Origin of the sequence: Tatumella sp. JGM118, from assembly GCF_018257515.1 — a bacterium.
Taxonomy (GTDB): domain Bacteria; phylum Pseudomonadota; class Gammaproteobacteria; order Enterobacterales; family Enterobacteriaceae; genus Tatumella; species Tatumella terrea.
In genome coordinates, this window is record NZ_JAERJR010000006.1 from 168,446 (window position 1) to 188,584 (window position 20,139).

A 20,139-nucleotide genomic window follows, 5' to 3' on the forward strand; every position below is an offset into this window, starting at 1 on the left:
CCCGGGTATTTGTTCCCTGATTGACGGAAAAAAAAGGAAAGCGGGGGGCTTCTCCCGCCGGGTTTGCCGGAGCGGGTTTACCTGCCGTTATCCCCGCGCAGTTTCGGATCCAGTGCATCCCGCAGCCCGTCACCCAGCAGATTAAAGGCCAGTACGGTCAGGAAGATAGCGAGGCAGGGGAAAATAGCGACGTGCGGCGCCATCACCATATCCGCCCGGGCTTCGTTCAGCATCGCTCCCCATTCCGGGGTCGGCGGCTGAGCACCGAGGCCGATAAACGAGAGGCTGGCCGCCGAAATAATCGAAATACCGATCCGCATCGTAAAATAAACCACGATGGATGAGAGGGTGCCGGGCAGTATATGCCGCCATAAGATATGGCGGTCTGAAGCACCGATACTGCGCGCCGCTTCGATAAAGGTTTGCCGCTTCAGTACCAGGGTATTCCCCCGTACCAGCCGGGCAAACGCGGGAATACTGAAAATGGCTACGGCGAGGATGACGTTGGACATGCCACTGCCCATGATAGCCACAATCGCAATCGCCAGCAGGATCCCCGGGAAGGCGAACAGCACATCGCAGATACGCATAATGACCCGGTCACACCAGCCTTCATAATAGCCAGCCAGCAGACCCAGCAGGGTGCCAATCACTGAGCCGATCGCCACAGAAAAAACGCCTGCCAGCAGAGAGATCCGCGTACCGACCAGTACCCGGCTGAAAATATCCCGTCCCAGCGAGTCGACCCCGAACCAGTGCACCAGTGTCGGCCCCTGGTCTAACCGGTCATAATCAAAATACATTTCTGCATTGTAGGGACTGATCCACGGGGCGATCACCGCCAGAATCAGTAACAGCAGAATAAAGACCGCCGCAGCGATGGCCACCGGCTGTTGCCGGAAGCGGTGCAGGAACTCCCGCCACGGTGTGCGCGGCCGGTGTTCGCTCAGCAGCGGCATCGCTTTCAGCGCTGCATCACGTCGCCAGTTTTTCATTGTGATCCTTCAGCGGTAACGGATAGCCGGATTGATCGCCGCATATAACAGATCAACCAGCAAATTAATCAGAATAAATTCAAAGGAGAACAGCAGAACCTCTCCCTGAATCACCGGATAGTCGCGCATGGAAACCGAATCGATAAGTAACCTGCCGAGGCCCGGCCAGTTAAACACCACTTCCACCACAATAGAGCCGCCCAGTAGAAAGCCGAACTGCAGGCCCATCATGGTCACGACCGGGATCATCGCATTGCGCAGACCGTGTTTAAAAATTACCGAGAATTCAGAGGCCCCTTTCGCCCGGGCGGTGCGCATATAATCTTCCCGCATGACCTCAATAAAAGAGGAACGGGTGAAGCGGGCCATCACCGCCGCCACCCCGGCACCCAGGGTCAGCGATGGCAGAATATAGTGCTGCCAGCTGCCGGCACCGACGGTCGGCAGCCAGCCAAGCTGTACAGAAAAAATCTGCATCAGCAGCATGCCCAGCGCAAAGGCCGGGAATGAAATCCCCGAGACGGCCAGCAGCATACCGAGCTTATCCGGCCAGCGATTCCGCCATACCGCCGAAATTAACCCGATGATTAATCCGAAGACACAGGCCCAGACCATGCTGGTCAGTGTCAGCAGCAGGGTCGGCATAAAACGCATGGCAATTTCCTGGCTGACCGGCCGCTGTGACACCATCGACTGGCCCAGGTCGCCGTGCAGTAATCGCACCAGATAATTCCAGAACTGCTGCGGTAACGGCAGGTCCAGCCCCAGACGGTGACGGACCATCGCCACTACGGCTTCGTCGGCATTCGCACCGGCCTGCAGGCGTGCCGGGTCCCCCGGCAGCAGATGCACAAACAGAAAGACCAGCACCGTCACGATGATAAGCGTCGGGATCATCCCCAGCAGACGTTTGATAAAATAATTAAGCATGCACAGTCCCGGTGGCAGGGGGCAGGCGTCACCGCCTGCCCGATCAGTTACTTCAGATCCGCATCATCAAAGTTAAATGAGGTATCCGGCATAATGTAGAAGCCGGTCAGATTTTTGTTGTTTGCAGACACCAGTTTTTCCACCGCCAGCGGGATCCAGGGCTGGTCATGCCAGATACGGTCCTGAGCGTCTTTATACAGGGCCGATTTCTCTGCTTCGTTGGTGGTTTTCAGCGCATCGGTCAGGTCTTTATCGACGTTCGGGTTGCTGTAGAACGCGGTATTAAAGATGGCTGGTGGCCAGGACGTGGTGGCAAAGAGCGGGGTTAATGCCCAGTCTGCTTCCCCGGTGGAGGCTGACCAGCCGGTATAGAACATACGGACACCGCTCTCTTTCTGTCCTTTATCTTCCACCTGTGAGGCACGCTGACCGGCATCCATCGCCGTCACCTGAGCTTTTACGCCCACCTGTGCCAGCTGCTGCTGAACAAACTGCAGCACCTTCTGTGCCGTAGTGTAGTTATGGGATGACCAGAGGGTGGTTTCAAAACCGTTCGGGTAACCGGCTTCTTTCAGCAGTTCACGGGCTTTGGCCGGGTCATATACCGGGGCCGGGAAGGTCTGTGCGTAGGCGATAGCCGGAGGCACAATACCGGTGGCCGGTGTGGCATAGCCGGAGAACGCGACTTTTACCAGCGCCTGGCGGTTAATGGCATAATTTAATGCCTCGCGTACTTTCGGGTCATTGAACGGTTTCTGCGTCACATTCAGGCTGATATAGCGCTGCATAATGGATGGCCAGGTCACGACATCCAGCTTACTGTCTTTTTTCAGTAACGGAGCCTGCTCGTAAGGGATCGGGAAAGCGACGGTGGCTTCACCGGTCTGCAGCATGGCGGCACGGGTATTGTTATCTTCTACCGGACGCCAGGTGATTTCATCCAGCTTCGGATAGCCTTTCTTCCAGTAGCCATCCCATTTTTTCACCTTCATATCATCGGTCGGATTCCAGCTGACAAACTGGTAAGGGCCGGTACCCACCGGGTGGAAACCGATATCTTTGCCGTATTTTTTCAGTGCCGCCGGTGAAATCATCACGGCAGACGGATGTGCCAGGTTATGGATAAAGGCGGAGAAAGGCTGTTTCAGGGTAACTTTGACCGTCAGCGGGTCAACGACATCGGTATGGGCGATATATTTAAACAGGTTATAGCGCTTCAGGTGATTGGCCGGGTTACTGGCACGATCGAGGTTCACCTTCACGGCTTCTGCATTAAAATCAGTCCCGTCCTGGAATTTCACGCCGGGACGTAACTTAAAGGTATACGTCAGGCCATCCGGGCTGACCGTATAGCTTTCGGCCAGCACGTTTTCCAGCTTCATATTCTTATCGAAACCAAACAGCCCCTGATAGAACGACTTGGCGACGCTCTGCGACAGGGTATCGTTCGCATCGTAAGGGTCCATCGTGGTGAAATCTGACAATACGGCAACCACGATATCTTTAGCCGCAAATGCGGGCAGTGAGACACTGCTGCTGCCGATAATTCCCGCGGCGATCAGCCACTTAACCGTTTTCTGATTCATCGTCCTGCTCTCCTGTAATGGTGCTGTTGCCTGCCTGCCGGTCCCGCGCAGAGGGCTTCGTCACGTTAGCTAAAAGGGTGGCTGCTGTTAGCAACAAAATGCTGACCGGAAACGCGGGTCAGGGAAACGACCGGCGGAGATTCCCCGCGGGCATAGATGGCATCCGGCACGTCTTCTGCCTTCGTGGCAAAATGATGGCGCACCGCCTCCGGGTCTGCGACGGGGACAGCTGCCATCAGTTTACGGGTATAGGGATGTTGCGGATTTTCAAACACGTCCTGACGCGAGCCGATTTCGACGATCTGTCCGAGATACATCACGGCCACCCGGTGGCTGATGCGTTCGACCACCGCCATATCATGAGAGATAAACAGAAAGGCGATACCGAATTCCTGCTGTAAATCCATCATCAGATTAACGATACGGGCCTGCACGGAGACATCCAGCGCAGACACGGACTCATCGGCTATCACAACTTTCGGGTTCAGGGCGAGGGCCCGGGCAATACAGATCCTCTGACGCTGTCCGCCGGAAAACTCATGGGGATAACGGGCGGCATGTTCGGCCTCGAGGCCGACACGTACCAGTAACTCTTCCACACGTTTTGCCGCGGCCGCCGGCTCCATCACCTTATGGACCAGTAACGGCTCCATAATGGAATAGCCGATCGACTGCCTGGGATCGAGTGACGCATAGGGATCCTGGAAAATAAACTGAATATCCCGGCGCAAATGCGCCAGGGCGGCTCCGCTCAGGGTATCGATCCTCTGGCCGTTAAAGGTGATCGATCCGCCCTGACTTTCTACCAGTCGCAGCAGAGAGCGGCCGGTAGTGGATTTACCGCAGCCGGACTCCCCGACCAGCGCCAGGGTTTCTCCGGCGTAGAGATCAAAACTGATATGCTCCACCGCATGAACCTGTCGCTGAACGCGATTCAGCCAGCCGCCGCGGATATCGAAACGGGTAACCAGATCGCGCACCTCCAGTACCGGCGGGCGATCCCGTTGTACCGTATCCGGTTGTGTGCTGACCGGGGCGCTTTCTCCCGGCAGAATAAATTTTGCCGGCAGTGGCTGACCGCGCATGGCACCGAGTTTGGGTACCGCAGCCAGCAGTGCACGGGTGTAGTCCTGCCGGGGCTGGCGGAACAGTTCACGCAGTGGTGCGGATTCCACCTGGCGTCCGCGGTGCATGACCGTGACCTGATCGGCCATTTCTGCTACCACGCCCATATCGTGGGTGATAAAAATCACCCCCATATGCATTTCCTGTTGCAACTCGCGGATCAGGTTCAGTATCTGGGCCTGGATAGTGACATCCAGCGCGGTGGTCGGTTCATCGGCAATCAGCAGCGCCGGGCGGCAACTGAGTGCCATGGCTATCATGACACGCTGACGCATCCCCCCGGAGAGCTGGTGGGGATAGCGTTGCATGGTATCGGCTGCGGCCGGAATTCTTACGCGGTCCAGCAGTTCCCGGGCTTCACGCCAGGCCTGATGTGCGGTTTTACCCTGATGCAGCCGCAGCGATTCGGCAATCTGTTCACCGACAGAAAAGACCGGGTTCAGTGACGTCATCGGTTCCTGAAAGATCATCGCGATATCAGATCCGCGGATCCGCCGCAACTGGTGCTGATCCGCACTCCCCAGATCAAACAGATCGCCATTGCGCCGGCGCAGCCAGCGATCGCCGGTCACCCGGCCACCGGCCTGCTGGATAAGCCCCATCAGCGCCAGCGAGGTGACTGATTTACCGGAGCCGGATTCCCCGACCAGAGCCAGCGTTTCGCCGTGGCTGACGGACAGAGATAAGGAATCCACGGCCTGAAAAACCTGATTATCCTGACGGAAGGTCACGCTCAGGTTTTCAGCCACCAGTACCCGGTCAGGATCGTGGAGCAGGGTCGTCTGCAAATCAGTCATGCTATGTCCTCATCAGGCTGGCGGATGACGGTAGATGGCCACCTGTGGAGGCTCATTACCGCTGGCGGAAGCCCGATACATCCCTTCGCTGTTAAACGGCAGAGCCAGGTTGCCATCGGCATCGATAGCAATCAGACCGCCTTCTCCCTGCATCTCACCCAGCGTCTGCATCAGATGATCGCAGGCCTGCTCCAGAGAACTGTCGGCATAGTTCATCCGGGCAGAGATATCGTATCCGGCCTGAGTCAGAATAAAGACTTCACCGGTGCCGGTGCATGACACCGCGACCCGGCGGTCGGCATAGCAGCCGGCACCGGGCAGCGGGGTATCACCCACGCGCCCGGGGCGTTTGTTGGTCATTCCGCCGGTAGACGTGGCTGCCGCCAGCTGGCCGGCGCTATCCAGCGCAACAGCCCCGACGGTACCGAATTTGTTTCGCGGATCGATAGGGTCACCTTCCGGGGCGGGGGTATCCTCCTGATGATCCAGCAGAATATCGTCCTGCTGCAGTGCCTGTTGTAACTGGGCGTAGCGTTCAGGGGTTGAGAAAAAATCGGGAGAAACCGTTTCCAGCCCCTGTTCGGCAGCAAATACATCGGCACCGGCACCGGCCAGTAAAACATGAGGGGTGTTTTCCAGCACCGCCCGGGCAGCCAGCACAGGATTACGCACCCGACTGACGCAGGCCACGGCTCCGGCCTGGCGTGTCCGGCCATCCATCACACAGGCATCCAGTTCATGGGTGGCCTGATGCGTAAACACCGACCCTTTACCGGCATTAAACAATGGACACTCTTCCAGCAGACGGACGGTTTCTGTCACCGCATCCAGAGCACTGCCGCCGGCCAGCAATATCTGCTGACCGGCGCTGATGATGTCCTCTAAGGCCTGACGGTACTGTTGTTCTTTTTCTTTACTCAGCGCACGGCGGGTGATCGTTCCGGCTCCGCCATGGATCGCAATTACAGTTTTCAAACGTTTTCCTTCCCGTCATAAAACAGCGGTGATTATCAGATGATATATATTGATGATTTTTTGTGTTTTTTGACTATAAAAAGTGCAGCGCGGCTTGTAAAGCCCGACCCGTGATCGGGTTAATATCCTTTTGTTATGACAAGTAAAAAAATGGTCTGATAAAAACCGGAAAAGGGGAGTGCGGCGGCGGCAGTCAGGCCGCGGCCGCGCTAAATCAGGATGACGACCGGAGCTGCGGGGTCGCAAACCGGCGGTTTTCCAGCACCGGCAGAACCTCTCTGGCGTAATGCAGTCGTCCGGCATCGATATCGGCAAAAATCAGGGCCGGGGCTTCGGCTGCACTGGCGATCACCACGCCCAGCGGGTCAGCGACCAGACTGTTACCGATATTCTTCGGCCCGCACTCTCCGACGGCAACCAGGTAACAGGTGTTTTCCAGCGCCCGGGTGGTGGTCAGCATTTGCCAGTGTTTTTCTTTGAGGGGGCCGCGTAACCAGGCGGCGGGCAGTACCAGTAAATCAGCCCCGTCGAGGGCCAGCCGTCGGGCCATTTCCGGAAAACGGATGTCATAACAGGTCATCAGACCGACGTTCATTCCGGCAACCGTAATCAGGGGCGGGATCTGTTGTCCGGCGTTTACCCGGGCGGATTCCTGCACGGCAAAAGCATCGTACAAATGCAGTTTTTCGTAGCGTGCAATAATCTGCCCCTGATGCAGGGCAAACAGGGTATTGATGGCCCGTTCGCCCGGGGCCGGCACATGCTGGGTAAATATAATGGTTAAACGGGAGCCTTCACTGGCGGCAAGTAACCGGCGCAGGAACGGACCCTCTTCCGGCTGGGCGGCCTCCACCACATAGGCCGGGGAGGTATTATCTCTGGCGAGAATAGCCTCCGGTAAGACCAGTAAATCGGCACCGGCCCTGGCGGCCTGCGCCATTAAGGCCAGACAGGTATCGGCATTTTCCTGCCATTCACGACTGACGGCGAACTGTCCGAGGGCAACTTTCATCAGGGTATCCTGTGCTAAGGGCGGTGATCCCATCATAGGCAAAGAACGTTACGGTGACCACTCTTGCGACCCGGACGCTCAGGCGATCACTACCTCCACGCCCGCATCCGCCAGTTGCCGGGCCAGCAGGGCAGGCAACGGTTTGTCGGTTAACAACATATCAAACGCGGTAATACTGGCTATCCGTGCCGGAAAGACCTTACCGAATTTACTGCTGTCCATCACCAGTACCTTGCGGGCTGCGCGCTTCAGCGCATGATGTTTCATGGCCAGTTCATTAAGGTTATAGCAGGTTACGCCCTGATGTTCATCCAGCCCGGCGGCAGAGAGAAAAGCCAGCGTCGGGCAGAATTCTTCCAGCAACGAATGCGTCCCGGCCGGGGTGAAAATGGCATTATCCGGGTGGAACTCGCCACCGCTAAGGATGACCCGGCAGGCGGTTTTTTCCTGTAGTGCCAGGAAGGTATTCATGGACGCGGTGAGGGCAGTAAACGGCAAATCATGGCTGATGGCGGCGATAATATGCGGTGTTGTCGTTCCGCAATCAAAGAAGACCGTCTCATTTTTTGAGACTAAGGTGGCCGCCAGCTGCGCAATCTGCTTTTTTCTGGTGACCTGCCGCGTGGCCTGGTCCGAAATAAAATAGTGGCCGGTGGTGCGCTGAGTGGCACTGATAATATATCCGCCCAGTAATAATAACTGTTGCGGACACTGGCTGAGGTCCCGACGGACGGTCATTCCGGAAACGCCGAGCAACTCAGCGGCCCGGTGCAAATGGAGTCGCCCGGCAGCATGAATTTCCTGCAGCAGTCGCTGTATACGTTGTTCGCGTTTTGATTCCATCATTTCAGAGTCCCTGACCGTGGGGAGAGCGAATATTTCGCGGATGATTATGCGCTGCTTCCCTGGCCCTGTAAAAATTATCGGGGCAGAGTGAGAGACGGTCAGCGGTATTGATGCGGTAATAATACAAAGAACACTGCCGGCCACAGGCCGGCAGTCCGGGGGCGGGGGTTAACTGTCTTCGTCGGCTTCGTGTTTTTTATACGGGAATTTGTGGTGACCATAGCGGACAATCAGTACGGCCACGCCCAGCAGGACGATCCCCAGGGAATACAGCACGATTTCCTGCGGTTTGATATCGCTGGGTTCGGTCATCAGATGGCGGGCAATACCGACCATCGCGATATAGAGTGGCATACGTACCGGTAACTGACCCATCTTCCAGTAGGTTTCTGTCATCGAAATAAATTCAAGGTACATAAACAACAGCAGGATATCGCTGACCGTGATATGGCGTTCCATGATCATGGTGACGACATGGCTCACTAAAGCAATAATGGTGGAAATCAGGATGACCATTAAACCGCTTTTTTCGATCACTGAAGGGATATTGCCGGGGAACTTCATGGGTTATCTCCGAATTGATACAGGGGTCATTATTCTCCCGGATAAATGTTATAAAAATCATCGCGCCAGCGCGATAATTTACTGCTACCAGGTGTTGCAGACCCCGCCAGGCTGACAGACCCGGTGACCGGCCGGAACACCGGCTCCGGGACGGGCTCACCGCGCTCTGTGACAATTGCTGTAAAAAACAGCAACTAAACCCGGGGGTGCTGGATTAGCCGCCAGAGATACCTTATAATCCCCGCCACTCACTGGCCCCTTAGCTCAGTGGTTAGAGCAGGCGACTCATAATCGCTTGGTCGCTGGTTCAAGTCCAGCAGGGGCCACCAGATTCTTCCTGTGAATTCAGGACATTAAGCCACTCTCCGGAGTGGCTTTTTTGTTGGCTGAATATCCGTTGGCAGCAAAATGGCAGCAGAATTGCAGCTACTATCAACAAAATTTAATATTACCTCTCGCAGAAGTTGCGAAGTCCTGCAGATTGCTGAGTTGATCGCGCAGGCTGCCGAACATATCAGACAGCGACTCATCAACTCGTTTCAGGGTCAGCGTAAGTTCAGTGCGGCGCGGCATCCCGCAGGCAAAAAATTCCGTTTTGGTCTGGCTCCGGCTCCCGATGACAAACATGTCATAAATGGTGCCGCTGCCCTCAATCAAAGGCCATGCCTTACCCGACCCGGTTCTGCCATTTTTTCCAGCGCCAGCAGTGACAACCTGCCGCCGGTGACTTCCGGCAGTAGCACGCCGGACAACGTCAGCGAGTCGTTATCCGGACCACATTTGCGCTTCTGCCATCGTGTACATGAGCACCTGCGCGGTGCGGGTGTAACACTCAAACTGAAAGAGCGCATCATCACTGAGTCAGCGGGAACCCCGGAAGCGGAAGCCGTCTTTTCGGATCAGCGCGGTCACGTCATTCTGGTTCAGCAGGCCCACATCAGTTGCCGGATCCTGCAGGTTCCGGCAAGCGTCTTTTGAAATGCCGGTGACACCGTTCACGCCGATGTTTGGCAGGGATTTATGCCAGCCGGTCTGCTCGTCGATTTTCTCAATGCGCACGCCGTGGTGATAATCCTGTGCCATGTGGCGGTTCTTTTGTGAAGGGGTTCCGCTATGGTCAGGTCTCAGGGAAGGGAAATCATGCTGTTGGCATCGTGTGGCAGCTGACACCACGGGCAAATTGTGTTACCCGTGGTGAGCATTCAGAAAAGCCAGCGTCCCGCATGGGCTGACTCTGTAAACATTCTTATGGTCAGAGGCTTTTTTTCCTGCTTCACGGGCGCGCGTGATAACAGCGAAGGAGTTTTCCAGGGGAAATAAGCGGCAGTACTGAAGCCTTCTGGCTCTACGTTGAAGTCATGAAAAAACTTCTCCGCCATCTCTGCGATATCATCCGCCTCATACTGCTCCTGAAGAATGTCATCGTCGCCGACTTCAATTTTCTTAAACAAGAGGGTCGTCACCAGCGGCAGCTCACGCAGAATGAAGTCGCGCACCGCATCAGGGGTTGCTGTCATATTATTCACCAGATTTTATCCTCCGGGCGCACAATCAGGTTATAGAGATGGACGGTGCGAAAACTGATTTGTGCGACATCTTTTGCCAGAATAACCCATCCGACAACGGGCACGGCCCTGCCCACAAACGCGCCCAGATTATTCACCCAGAAAATTTTCAGCCTGCGAAGGCTGAAGGATTTGGCGGTCAGGGTTGGCAGAATGCGGCGCCGGAATTGGCAGGACAGGTGCTTGCGGAAAAAGATCGAAGCAACAGAAGTGCCGGGGGTTGCCGTATTGGGCTTGCCCGGTACGTTGATATTATTGTTGCCCAGGATGAGCCCCGCAACGGCTACAATATCCTGCACGCCCAGCTGTTTCTGCGTCTCGTCAACCAGCACCCGGAACAGCAATTCCTGCGGCGTCAGATTAGGCAGCCCATTAAAATAATATGTCCCTTTGAGTTCCTCAGTTGTATCCATATCAACGGATTCCTTTCTGCAGATATTTGACAGATTTTAGATTAACATTTGTACAGGCAGGAGGCTAATATGTTTCTGGTTCTGCCTTCAGGCAGGTTTACCGGCCAACTGATATCCGGTGCGTTTGACAGATCTGTTGCCTGAATATATTTCATCCATGCCGTAAGCGAAGTTTTATCCACCTTTGTGAATCGCCACGAGTTTAACAGACACCCCGGAGTCATTTAAGATGCCTTAAATAGAGGTGCCCATGAGCGGTAAGCGTTATCGCGAAGGGTTTAAAATTGAAGCAGTCAAACAGGTTGTTGATCGCGGTCATTCTGTTTCCAGCGTTGCTACACGTCTCGATATCACCACCCACAGCCTTTACGCCTGGATACAGAAGTACGGTCCGGACTCATCCACTCATAAAGAACAGTCAGATGCTCTGGCCGGGATCCGCCGTCTCCAGAAAGAGCTGAAGCGGGTTACCGACGAACGGGACATATTAAAAAAAGCCGTTGCAGATTCAATTGGTCAACGCAACAGTCATGTTAAAACATGGGGTTGCGGAGGATTTTTGAATGAGACGAACATTTACAGTAAAGGAAAAAGTATCTGTTTTTGAACTGTGGAAGAACGGAACAGGCTTCAGTGAAATAGCTAATATCCAGGGTTCAAAACCAGGAACAATCTTCACTATGTTAAGAGATACTGGCGGCATAAAACCAAATGAACGCAAGCCAGCTTTAGCTCACCTGACACTGTCTGAGCGCGAAGAAATACGAGCCGGTTTGTCAGCCAAAATTAGCATTCGTGCGATAGCTACGGCACTAAATCGTAGTCCTTCCACGATCTAACAACACTGGAGCAGATCATTGAATGGAAAGGGAAATCCGTATAAATTCGGTGTGACAATGGTCCAGAGTATGCAGGTAATACACTGATGATATGGGCGAAACAACAGGATATCCGGCTCAACTTTATTCAGCCTGGAAAACCTTAGCAGAATGCTTATATTGAGCGTGATAACCTGACATTACGCTATGACTGGCTGGATCAGCACCTGTTTTCGTCATTAAATGAATTGCAGGAATATGCGACGAAATGGCAATATTTTTATAATCACCAACGACCGACTATGGCACTGAATGGATTTACACCGATGCAGCATATTAAGCGTATGGCCTGATTTTACTTATCACCTCCGTTTAAAAATGGGGGGATTACCGTGTCGCAAAAGTATTGCATCATTTTCCACGGCGTACAAAATCAACGCTGAGCAGAACTTTAGCATTTGTATGATTCAGTGATGCGTCGGGCTACTATGAATGGTTTAAGAACGAGCTCATAGAAATGTTGAATGGACAACGGCTGGCAGGGTTACTATTGAATTAGTTAGTACCCATAAGGAAAACCACCAAATTTATCTCAATTTTAAAAGGATTTTAAATTGGATAGCTATCAGGAAATCGCAAGGCGTATAGCCAAAATTATACTGTCGCCAGATTCGGCCATAGGCGTTATTGACGGTGTTTTGTCAGTATCTAAAGATATGGGCTATCTGGCGTTTGGCTTTATAGATACTGATACCCGATATCAACGCGAAACTGAAAAGATAAGGATGTTAACAGCTATAAAGCATGGGCTGTTAGATAACCATAATTTCATCAAGACAATCGAAACTGTTCTCAACAACTTCAATAAATTTGTTCCCGAAACCAGGCAAAACGCTATATACAGTAAGATAATTGCCTCTGTTGCTGGCCGCACCATCACTAACTCTATGATTGCTGGCAGGATTGCCACCGCCATTGCGCAACGCAGCTCATTTCTTATAACTCTTCGCGGTGGCATCATTGGTAACTCATTACTGATCGGTGGCATGGTTGAAAGGTGCATTTATACATCTCAACGTCTTCAGCAATACAACCCTGATATTTATCACGCCCTGCGCTACCGAAATTATGATTTACTCTACTTTCTTGTTGAGCCAGCCTTAAACCCATTCGTTGAAGCACTTAAAGTAAAAAACACTCAGGGCCAGCCTGCATTTGAAAAAATTCTTAGTATGGTTGAGAAAGAGATCAATGCGAAAAGATAACCCTCAAAAACTCAGTATCGGCAAGCGTATCTTATTTACTCTTATTGAGACTTCAGGCGCAGTGATTGGTGGATTGTTCGTCGTACTCTGCTGCTACTGGTTCTTTCATTATGATACATGGCATGAACGCCTTATCGCTATAGGTCTATCCGTATTGGTTGTTTTTGTGATTGGCAAAATTTTACCAGAACGGCCAAATCAATAGGTTTATCTTACCCCATTTGATCTTACTCCTGACGGCATTATAGGTGTCACGCTTTTCAGTTTAACACTCCGACCATTCCTGCCGTCAGGTGCCGCAACTCGTGATTTTTCACATTTTACATCCCGACATTGTAAGTATACCTGTATTAGTTCCAGACACTTTTTTAGGTTTCCGGTTTTACAGCCATCAACAGGTATTCTTCCGGCGTAAGGTTATTCAGAGATTCATGAGGTCGTTCACGGTTATATTCCGCCAGCCAGCGGTCTGTTTCTCCCGTACTTCATTCAGTGTTCTGAACAGATAAAATGCAGTATTTCAGTCCTGTATGTCCGGTTAAATCATTCAATAAAAGCATTCCGGGTGGGTTTTCCGGGCTGAATGAACTCTGGCTGTACACCATGATCTTCAGCCCACAGAGCCAGTGTCAGTGAGATAAATTCCGGCCCGTTATCCATCCTCCGTTTCAGCGGATAACCACGCGTAGTTACGATTCGAACCACTACTCTGATGACCCGCTGAGCAGGAATATCCAGGTCAATCTCTACGGCCAGTGCCTCACGGTTAAAATCATCCAGCATATTGAATGTCCGGAAACGTCTGCCACTGACCAGAGCATCGTGCATAAAATCAACCGGCCAGCTCTGGTTTATGGCCTTTGGTGTCACCAGACGGGCCGGATTACGTACCGGCAAACGTTGCTTTCCTTTACGTCTGAAATTACGGCCTCACGGCAGACATCCTTCACCGTCCGGTCGGCTTAAACAGACTTCAGAACGGCGATAATCTGGTGTTCAGTAAACCGGGCTTTACGCATAGCGATCTCCTTCGGGGAACATATTCAGTATGTCGGAAGATCTCTAAAAGTGAACGGTTCTTTTTGCAGGGATGCTTACAAAATGGTGGTGGATTTTGATAATCCCCTTTTTTAACGTATAAAAAATCCTGCTTATGGCGGGGATTCAGCGGGGATCTATCAGAACATAATGACTGCAGGCTGCCGGGCGAAATGCGGGGGAGAGGGATAAGTGCTACCGGAGTAACGATAATGCACCCGATCGTTTCCATTGTGATAAACGTACAACAGCAGTTGATATTCTGGCATTGATGGTAATGCTCGTTGATATTCCCGTCAGATAGCGGCTTGTTCGCGCATGCGCGACATGATGGCTCTTAGGATAACGAAAAATACCTCAGCTTTTCATTATCCATTGATGAATCCAGTATGATCATAAACCCACTCTCATGAATTTATTTTATTTACCCTTCGGTTTCGGGCTGTACTTAACCTGAGGCTCTTATCCCGTTGTAAAACCGCTATTGTTCAGAATGTGAGTTACCTTACTGATTCACCAGGACTGCCTGACTATGATGCGCTTAAAGTCCGGCATACGTAGCGTGCGTACCGTGGCGAAAGTCATTTATCCGGCTAACTCCGGGGTCGTAAGAAGCGTATTTTTCGGTGAGTGCTTGCAAGTGCCTATTAATCAGGACTGGCTCAGGCCTGGCATAACGAACCCGCGCGATAAAGGTTAATCACTGATAAAGAAATAGGGGTATTTTTCACCACTTAAGTTAGCAAGGAGAGCGATAATGGGCACACAGGAAAATGACTCACGAAAACTGACGCCAGGTGAAATAAGCCTTGAAAGTAGTTTTTACGTGGCTTCCTGAATAACCTTTCAGCAAAAGGGAATCTCCCATGAGAAAGATATTTCTGCTGTCAGGCATTTTACTGATAAGTGGTTGCCACCTTGAAAAATCTTATATTAGCCCGTTGGGTGTCGCCATTCAGGATAACGCACCTTGTTTCTTTGTTCCCTCTGAGAGAGTTAAAAGTCTTCGCTTAGCAGAAAACCGGGGGATCTATGTTTCCAGAAAAACAGCACAATATTGGGTATTTTTTTGGGATTCCCCGCAACAGTCCATACTGCCGGGAATTGTTGCGGGGGAGTGCCTCTCATACCCTCAGATTAAATGGCAGGAAGGGACCTATTCCGTCTTAATGGGCGCCTCTTCTGATAATGATTCAGAGAGATACCGACTGGAGAAAACGTTTAACCTGCAGAAGGATAATCAGGGTAATTTCTTAATCAGGGAGGCTCCGTGATCTTCTGATTAAAAAGAGAAAACACCTTTGGCGTACCATCATATTTATTCCGGATACCCGGTCCGGTCAATATCCTGTGCCACCGTGGTATCTACCGCATTTAGCGCCAGGCAGTATTTACCCGGTCATTCAGGCGGGTCTGATTATGATCGCTGATGGTACCGGACAGTCTAAGTATCCCTGTAAAAAATATTCACCTCAGGATCTTCCGGCATACTGAATCTGTTCCCTAAAGGTGTTCGTTATGCGTAACGCCCGCTTTAACGGACACCAGATTATCAGGCCTCCTGAAGTCAGTTGAAGCCAGTTGCACCATGAAATATGTCTGTTGCGAGGCCGCAATTCCCTAAGCCAGTTGTTACAACCGGAAGTCTGGCTATAGCGGGATAGCGGTTTCTGATAACAGGAAATCGCAGAGCACAGGCTGAGAGAATATAACAGCCAGCAACCTGATGAATCCTTAATAACCTGATAGTTGAAAACTGCACACGGCGGGTCGTTTTCTTAATTTCCACGCGAATCAACCAATATCAAGAATTGTATAAGATAGCTCGGTCAGTATTAGCAATCACACTAAACACAGGGAGTTATGAATATGGATACGACAGAATAGCTGAACGGTAAATGTTTTTTTAAAGCATGAGCGTCGCCAAACAGGAACTCATATATTGGTGACTTTGAAATGATTTTCAAAAATTCAGATATATAGCTTATATAGTCGCTGTGGCCTCTATGTTGATGAGCTTTCCGTATATTCCCGTTAATAGAAAGCCTGGCGATGCATCAACAAAAGGAACCAGCCCACTGTCTCTGGTAACCCTCTCCCTGAGCCGCTATAGATTCAGGGTAAGGCATCGGACGATTACCGGGGAAAAAACTGTTGCAGGGTCAGTGGGTGTATACCACAAGCATGGGAGAATACTTCGGGCGTTGGGTACCGTGGCTGGGTGCTGTGTTGACTCTGTGGGATATCCCGGTATAACAAAAAATGTGGTACACCATTATCAATAAATTGTCGGCAAGGAAGGCTTCGGACGACTACACCGGTACCACGGCAGTGCAGACGGAATACAGTCAGTTCGTGAAGGATCAGTTATATAAAAACTGTACCCGATGCGGACTTCTAAAGAAGTAAAATAGTTGCGTTAGATCTGATTAAAAAAAATCATATACCTGTATGATATTCAGACATTTCATAAGGAAGAGGAATGTTTTATGCCGAAAATACCTATGGGGCCCGGTGCTCAGATAATCATAAACAATATGCGTGAAGCTCGTCGAAATGGTATGCCGCGGAATATGGCATTGCCATCGACTTACTTCTGGTTTTACCGAATGGTCAGGAATAAAGGCCGATGGGACTACAAACAATTTGACCCCTTGTATGCCAATTTTGGAAATTTCAATTTCGGAGCCACAGGCACTGCTGCGGGTATCCCCGATAATATCCTGTTAATGGGAGCCGGGTGGGCTCAAAGCCATGCCGGAACGTCTCAACCCGAGTGGGGACGATGGTATCAAAATCCACCTTATGGTGATGATCCAACCGATCAGCGCTTTATCAGAGAAGGAATTGAGTATGCGCGTCAGCAGGGTTATTAAAGGGTTACATTGTCTTGTGACCCTGATGCTTTTATTGCTGGTCATATTTTTTATCTCTGTTAATCACACGGATACTCCCCGCACAGGCGATGAGTTGCAACACAGATATAAAATTAATGACTCCCTGTGGCTTTACACCACCATTAACCGTGAGGGGAATGCGACCGTTCCCATGATTTATCGTTTTTATTTACTCGGGGAGATTACCGGAAATAATGATGTTGTGATTAATACTCTAAAAAATACGATGCCGTTTCTGGCAGGGAACGGCAGTATCAGTAAGATAACTTCCGATGGAAAGGAACATATCAGCATCATCTATAGCGGAAAAGTTTACTCGCTCAGTGATACTACCAGCTATTCAATTGACGGCCGCCAGGCTGATATCCATATTTCTTACACGATTAACTAATGCCTCACAGAGCACGTTATTCAATGCCGCCGGCACTGACCGTCTGATTTACGTCCGGCGGCGTATTGTCTTTCTGAAAAGTCGTTTCTGCGATTAGCTTACGGCGCTCCCGCGAATATGCTCCGGTCTTTTGTGGACTGAACCTGTCCAGTATTCAGTCCAGGGCTGATCCGGTCTACCGGCCGTTCCCTTTCCCTATTATTTCGCTCCTGATCACCTGCATTAGAAAATGATGACTTGAAATAAAAATTGTTATGCTGCCGACAAATCAGTCAATCCCACGGTTACTCTTCACTCCCGGTGGCGTATTCTGCACCCAGGGTTACCCAGGGATAAATACTGACAAGGAATTTACTCATATGACAGGACGCTCACATTCCCCCGGGATTTTGCATTCCGATCGCCTTTTCTCATCGGTCGGTACATGCGGCACCAATGCACCCGCAGAGGTAAAAAAAATCCAGCAACTCATTTCCGGTGCGGGTTACAGGCAGAGCACCGGGCGAACTTTGAAGATTGACGGCCAGTGCGGACAAGCCACGATAGAGGCTATTCGCTGGTATCAACGTCTGCTGAATATGTCGCCTTCAGGGCTGATAACGCCCGTTGATACTTATTTCATTCAGGCGTTAAGCAATGCATTAAGTCCACATTGGCGGCCACGCAATACCCGGGGGACGCTCCTGGTACATGAAGGACAAATAACTTTTGATGCTGAAGGCACAGACTATATCACCGCAGGAGAACCGTTCAGGCAGCACCGTTATCCCAACTTTTCCCGTATTCTTCACTGGCCCGGAGGGCGATCCGGCGTTACGTTAGGGCGCGGTTATGATATGCGTGAACGTAGCACCGGAGAAATTTATGCGACGCTCAGGCAGGCCGGGATTGAAGAATTCAAAGCGGTTATTTGTTCCAGGGCGGCGTATCTTAGAAATCAACTGGCCGCTCAGTTCGTTAAGGTCTATGGGCCACTGGTTGGCGAAATCACCCACGAGCAGCAGATGCGGCTGTTTGAAATTGTTTACCGGATAAAGTCGGGTGAAGCCCGTAGCCTGTATAGCAGAATGGCTAAGAATATACCTGGTGCACCTTCATGGTATCGACTCGACAGGAAAATCAGAGATGTTGTTATCGATATCTTTTATCAGGGTGTATATGACGCACAGGGCTTAATCAAAGCAGCAATCGAGGGTAAGGACGCATTAGCATCATTTATCCTGTCTATACCCCAATACAGGATTTATGAAGATAACAGGAAAAGAGTAAGGTATCTAAAATGAAAAATTATACTGTTACCTTGCTGATAGCTTCCTTAATACTTCCTCTCACTGGAAAAGCCAATATTTCCTGGGGGGAAGAGTGGGAAAATTGCTTTAAAAATGAAAAAGTCCCACCGCTGGGCTACGAATGCCTTTCTGATAAAAAAGAAACCAGTGAAAAACAACTTGATTCATTAATTGCTAAGTCGGTAAAGAATATAAAAATTAATTTTATTGGTGCATTCAATGGTAAAGAGGACGCTACCGAAACCTACGGCGATGTGTACAGCACCCGTTTTCTGAAGTCACAAGATGCATGGAAACAATATCGTAAGAAATTTTGCCTTGCAGTGGCGTCACAAATCAATGAGGATGCCTATGATTATCAGGCAAACATTGATCAGTGTGAAATAAACCTCAACAAACGACATACAGAAGAAATTAGCCTGTTGGGGCTTCCCCCGGGCCGTTGAGTAAATCACACCTTCGTTTTTGGTCGTTAGCAGATCTCTCTGGCAAAGATACTTCAGGTCAATCATACCTCCGTTATCAGTTAATTGTCGGCAAGGAAAACTCCGGATTATGAATCAGGCGGACGCTGTAAAACAGTTGATTAAAAAGTACTTTTGGGAAATGCAGGAAGAGGCTTCACTGAGTACCGGTGCGGAATCTGTACTCCCCGAAGATGCTTCAGATTTTTTTAATGAATACTTTGCATTGCTGAATATCGATCCCTCCGGATTTAATTTCCGTAAATATTTCCCAAATGAAGGTATCAGGTTTCTGCCAAACAGAATTCTTCCTGAGTATCTGAAGACTGATTATCATCAGCCTGCACCGTTAACGGTCAGTATGCTTATTGCCTCAGCAGAAGCCGGATGCTGGCTGGGGGGGGGAGAGTGACCCGAGCTCTATGGCGGACATCAGCCCGTCTTAGATTAATTCGGTTTAACCGGTCTTGCGGGAGGCAGTATCACGGAAGCGTAGCGTATTTAACGTCTGAATGTATGAGTGAATCGCGGGCACACGATTTTAATACACAGAGGCTTTCCGGCTACCGGGAAAACCAGCTGGAAGGTGAATAAACTCAGTTAAAAAGAGTTAAAGAAATTTCACCTCGCACGCTCAATAGATAACAAAAAATATGAACTTAATGAGGTATGAAGACCAGCGTAAAAGATTGAGGTATCTGCAATGAGGACATTTTTTTGTTTTGCAGTAGCTGTTTTTTTTATCCTGCCACTGCCAGGTATCGCTGCTTTATCTGAAAGCCCTGAGGCGAGAGAATGCTTCAAAAAATATAATATTCCTGCAAAACAGGATGAATGTCTGTCGAAGGCCAGAATGGATAGCGAAACAGATCTGGATGCTCTTATCTCTGAGACGGTTAAACGGATAAAAACCAATAATATAGGGTGGTTTAACGGTCAGGAAAATGCCAGTGTGACTTCCGGCGATATCTACAGCAGAAGATTTATGAAAGCACAGACACTATGGAAGCACTACCGGCAGGAACTTTGCCTTGCCGTTGCCACTGAACTTGATGAAGAGGCTTATGATTATCAGTCATTTATTGATCAGTGCGAGATAAACCTCAACAGACGACACAAGGAAGAAATTAATCTGCTGGGGCTTCCCCGGGTCGTTGAGTAAATCGCAC

19 protein-coding genes, 1 tRNA gene and 7 pseudogenes are annotated in these 20,139 nt (G+C 50.7%); 12 read left to right on the top strand and 15 right to left on the bottom strand.

Translation table 11 applies throughout. From position 1 onward, the window contains the following. Positions 1-77: 77 nt before the first annotated feature. The 8 genes from gsiD to JK223_RS08680 form a co-directional block, all read right to left on the bottom strand. Positions 78-1,001 (bottom strand): glutathione ABC transporter permease GsiD, encoded by a 924-nt coding sequence (gsiD, locus tag JK223_RS08645; RefSeq protein WP_212713815.1) that lies wholly within the window; start codon positions 999-1,001, stop codon positions 78-80. A 3-nt stretch (positions 1,002-1,004) separates the two neighbouring features. Then, positions 1,005-1,925 (bottom strand): glutathione ABC transporter permease GsiC, encoded by a 921-nt coding sequence (gene gsiC, locus JK223_RS08650; protein ID WP_212713783.1) that lies wholly within the window; start codon positions 1,923-1,925, stop codon positions 1,005-1,007. A 47-nt stretch (positions 1,926-1,972) separates the two neighbouring features. Further along, on the bottom strand, positions 1,973-3,511 hold the full coding sequence (gsiB, locus tag JK223_RS08655; RefSeq protein ID WP_212713784.1) for a glutathione ABC transporter substrate-binding protein GsiB: 1,539 nt from the start codon (positions 3,509-3,511) through the stop codon (positions 1,973-1,975). Between the two features lie 65 nt (positions 3,512-3,576). After that, positions 3,577-5,433: a dipeptide ABC transporter ATP-binding protein gene (locus tag JK223_RS08660; RefSeq protein ID WP_212713785.1), complete on the bottom strand. Its 1,857-nt coding sequence runs from the start codon at positions 5,431-5,433 to the stop codon at positions 3,577-3,579. Positions 5,434-5,445: 12 nt separating this feature from the next. Then, a complete protein-coding gene (locus JK223_RS08665; protein ID WP_212713786.1) occupies positions 5,446-6,408 on the bottom strand; it encodes an isoaspartyl peptidase/L-asparaginase family protein in 963 nt (320 codons plus the stop codon). A gap of 214 nt (positions 6,409-6,622) precedes the next feature. Next, positions 6,623-7,420: a deaminated glutathione amidase gene (locus JK223_RS08670; RefSeq protein ID WP_212713787.1), complete on the bottom strand. Its 798-nt coding sequence runs from the start codon at positions 7,418-7,420 to the stop codon at positions 6,623-6,625. A 78-nt stretch (positions 7,421-7,498) separates the two neighbouring features. Continuing rightward, entirely contained in the window at positions 7,499-8,263 is a 765-nt protein-coding gene (deoR, locus tag JK223_RS08675; RefSeq protein WP_212713816.1) for a DNA-binding transcriptional repressor DeoR, read from the bottom strand. A gap of 171 nt (positions 8,264-8,434) precedes the next feature. Further along, positions 8,435-8,830, bottom strand: coding sequence for a phosphate-starvation-inducible protein PsiE (locus JK223_RS08680; protein WP_212713788.1), 396 nt, complete (start codon positions 8,828-8,830; stop codon positions 8,435-8,437). 253 nt (positions 8,831-9,083) lie between these two features. On the opposite strand from JK223_RS08680, the gene JK223_RS08685 reads away from it, so the two are divergent. Further along, positions 9,084-9,159, top strand: a tRNA-Ile gene (locus JK223_RS08685). A gap of 103 nt (positions 9,160-9,262) precedes the next feature. Here the strand turns inward: JK223_RS08685 and JK223_RS08690 are convergent. The 5 genes and pseudogenes from JK223_RS08690 to JK223_RS17055 all read right to left on the bottom strand — a co-directional run. Further along, positions 9,263-9,606: pseudogene (locus JK223_RS08690) on the bottom strand (phage tail protein); the annotation flags it as partial. Further along, positions 9,602-9,877: pseudogene (locus tag JK223_RS08695) on the bottom strand (phage tail protein); the annotation flags it as partial. The pseudogenes JK223_RS08695 and JK223_RS08690, both read right to left, overlap by 5 nt. Before the next feature lie 155 nt (positions 9,878-10,032). Beyond that, on the bottom strand, positions 10,033-10,356 hold the full coding sequence (locus JK223_RS08700) for a DUF1493 family protein (protein ID WP_212713789.1): 324 nt from the start codon (positions 10,354-10,356) through the stop codon (positions 10,033-10,035). Then, the gene (locus JK223_RS08705) at positions 10,353-10,808 is read right to left on the bottom strand and encodes an STM2901 family protein (protein ID WP_212713790.1); all 456 of its coding nucleotides are present in this window, start codon (positions 10,806-10,808) and stop codon (positions 10,353-10,355) included. Before JK223_RS08705 ends, JK223_RS08700 begins: the two co-directional genes overlap by 4 nt. Positions 10,809-10,849: 41 nt before the next feature. Beyond that, positions 10,850-11,032: a tail fiber assembly protein gene (locus JK223_RS17055; RefSeq protein ID WP_212713791.1), complete on the bottom strand. Its 183-nt coding sequence runs from the start codon at positions 11,030-11,032 to the stop codon at positions 10,850-10,852. A gap of 26 nt (positions 11,033-11,058) precedes the next feature. Between JK223_RS17055 and JK223_RS08715 the strand changes: the two are divergent. From JK223_RS08715 to JK223_RS08730, 4 genes and pseudogenes are all read left to right on the top strand, one after another. Beyond that, a pseudogene (locus JK223_RS08715) lies at positions 11,059-11,307 on the top strand (transposase); the annotation flags it as partial. A gap of 64 nt (positions 11,308-11,371) precedes the next feature. After that, positions 11,372-11,644 (top strand): annotated as a pseudogene (locus JK223_RS08720) (helix-turn-helix domain-containing protein); the annotation flags it as partial. 8 nt (positions 11,645-11,652) lie between these two features. Further along, positions 11,653-11,979: pseudogene (locus JK223_RS16935) on the top strand (integrase core domain-containing protein); the annotation flags it as partial. A 261-nt stretch (positions 11,980-12,240) separates the two neighbouring features. Further along, entirely contained in the window at positions 12,241-12,891 is a 651-nt protein-coding gene (locus JK223_RS08730) for a hypothetical protein (protein ID WP_212713792.1), read from the top strand. 368 nt (positions 12,892-13,259) lie between these two features. On the opposite strand, the pseudogene JK223_RS08735 reads toward JK223_RS08730, so the two are convergent. Then, positions 13,260-13,815, bottom strand: a pseudogene (locus JK223_RS08735) (integrase core domain-containing protein); the annotation flags it as partial. A 292-nt stretch (positions 13,816-14,107) separates the two neighbouring features. Further along, positions 14,108-14,283: pseudogene (locus tag JK223_RS16940) on the bottom strand (ogr/Delta-like zinc finger family protein); the annotation flags it as partial. A gap of 512 nt (positions 14,284-14,795) precedes the next feature. Here JK223_RS16940 and JK223_RS08740 point away from each other — a divergent pair. The 7 genes from JK223_RS08740 (at position 14,796) to JK223_RS08770 (ending at position 20,132) form a co-directional block, all read left to right on the top strand. Beyond that, positions 14,796-15,203: a putative T6SS immunity periplasmic lipoprotein gene (locus tag JK223_RS08740; protein ID WP_212713793.1), complete on the top strand. Its 408-nt coding sequence runs from the start codon at positions 14,796-14,798 to the stop codon at positions 15,201-15,203. A 1,215-nt stretch (positions 15,204-16,418) separates the two neighbouring features. Next, complete coding sequence (locus tag JK223_RS08745) at positions 16,419-16,805, top strand: polymorphic toxin type 44 domain-containing protein (RefSeq protein ID WP_212713794.1); 387 nt, start codon at positions 16,419-16,421, stop codon at positions 16,803-16,805. Then, entirely contained in the window at positions 16,783-17,217 is a 435-nt protein-coding gene (locus JK223_RS08750; RefSeq protein WP_212713795.1) for a hypothetical protein, read from the top strand. The genes JK223_RS08745 and JK223_RS08750 overlap by 23 nt, the downstream gene beginning before the upstream one ends. Positions 17,218-17,576: 359 nt before the next feature. Next, complete coding sequence (locus JK223_RS08755) at positions 17,577-18,500, top strand: peptidoglycan-binding protein (protein WP_212713818.1); 924 nt, start codon at positions 17,577-17,579, stop codon at positions 18,498-18,500. After that, positions 18,497-18,952: a lysozyme inhibitor LprI family protein gene (locus JK223_RS08760; RefSeq protein ID WP_212713796.1), complete on the top strand. Its 456-nt coding sequence runs from the start codon at positions 18,497-18,499 to the stop codon at positions 18,950-18,952. Before JK223_RS08755 ends, JK223_RS08760 begins: the two co-directional genes overlap by 4 nt. Positions 18,953-19,061: 109 nt before the next feature. After that, entirely contained in the window at positions 19,062-19,382 is a 321-nt protein-coding gene (locus JK223_RS08765) for a DUF1493 family protein (protein WP_212713797.1), read from the top strand. Positions 19,383-19,823: 441 nt separating this feature from the next. Next, positions 19,824-20,132, top strand: coding sequence for a DUF1311 domain-containing protein (locus tag JK223_RS08770; protein WP_249213538.1), 309 nt, complete (start codon positions 19,824-19,826; stop codon positions 20,130-20,132). The last annotated feature ends 7 nt before the right edge of the window (positions 20,133-20,139 follow it).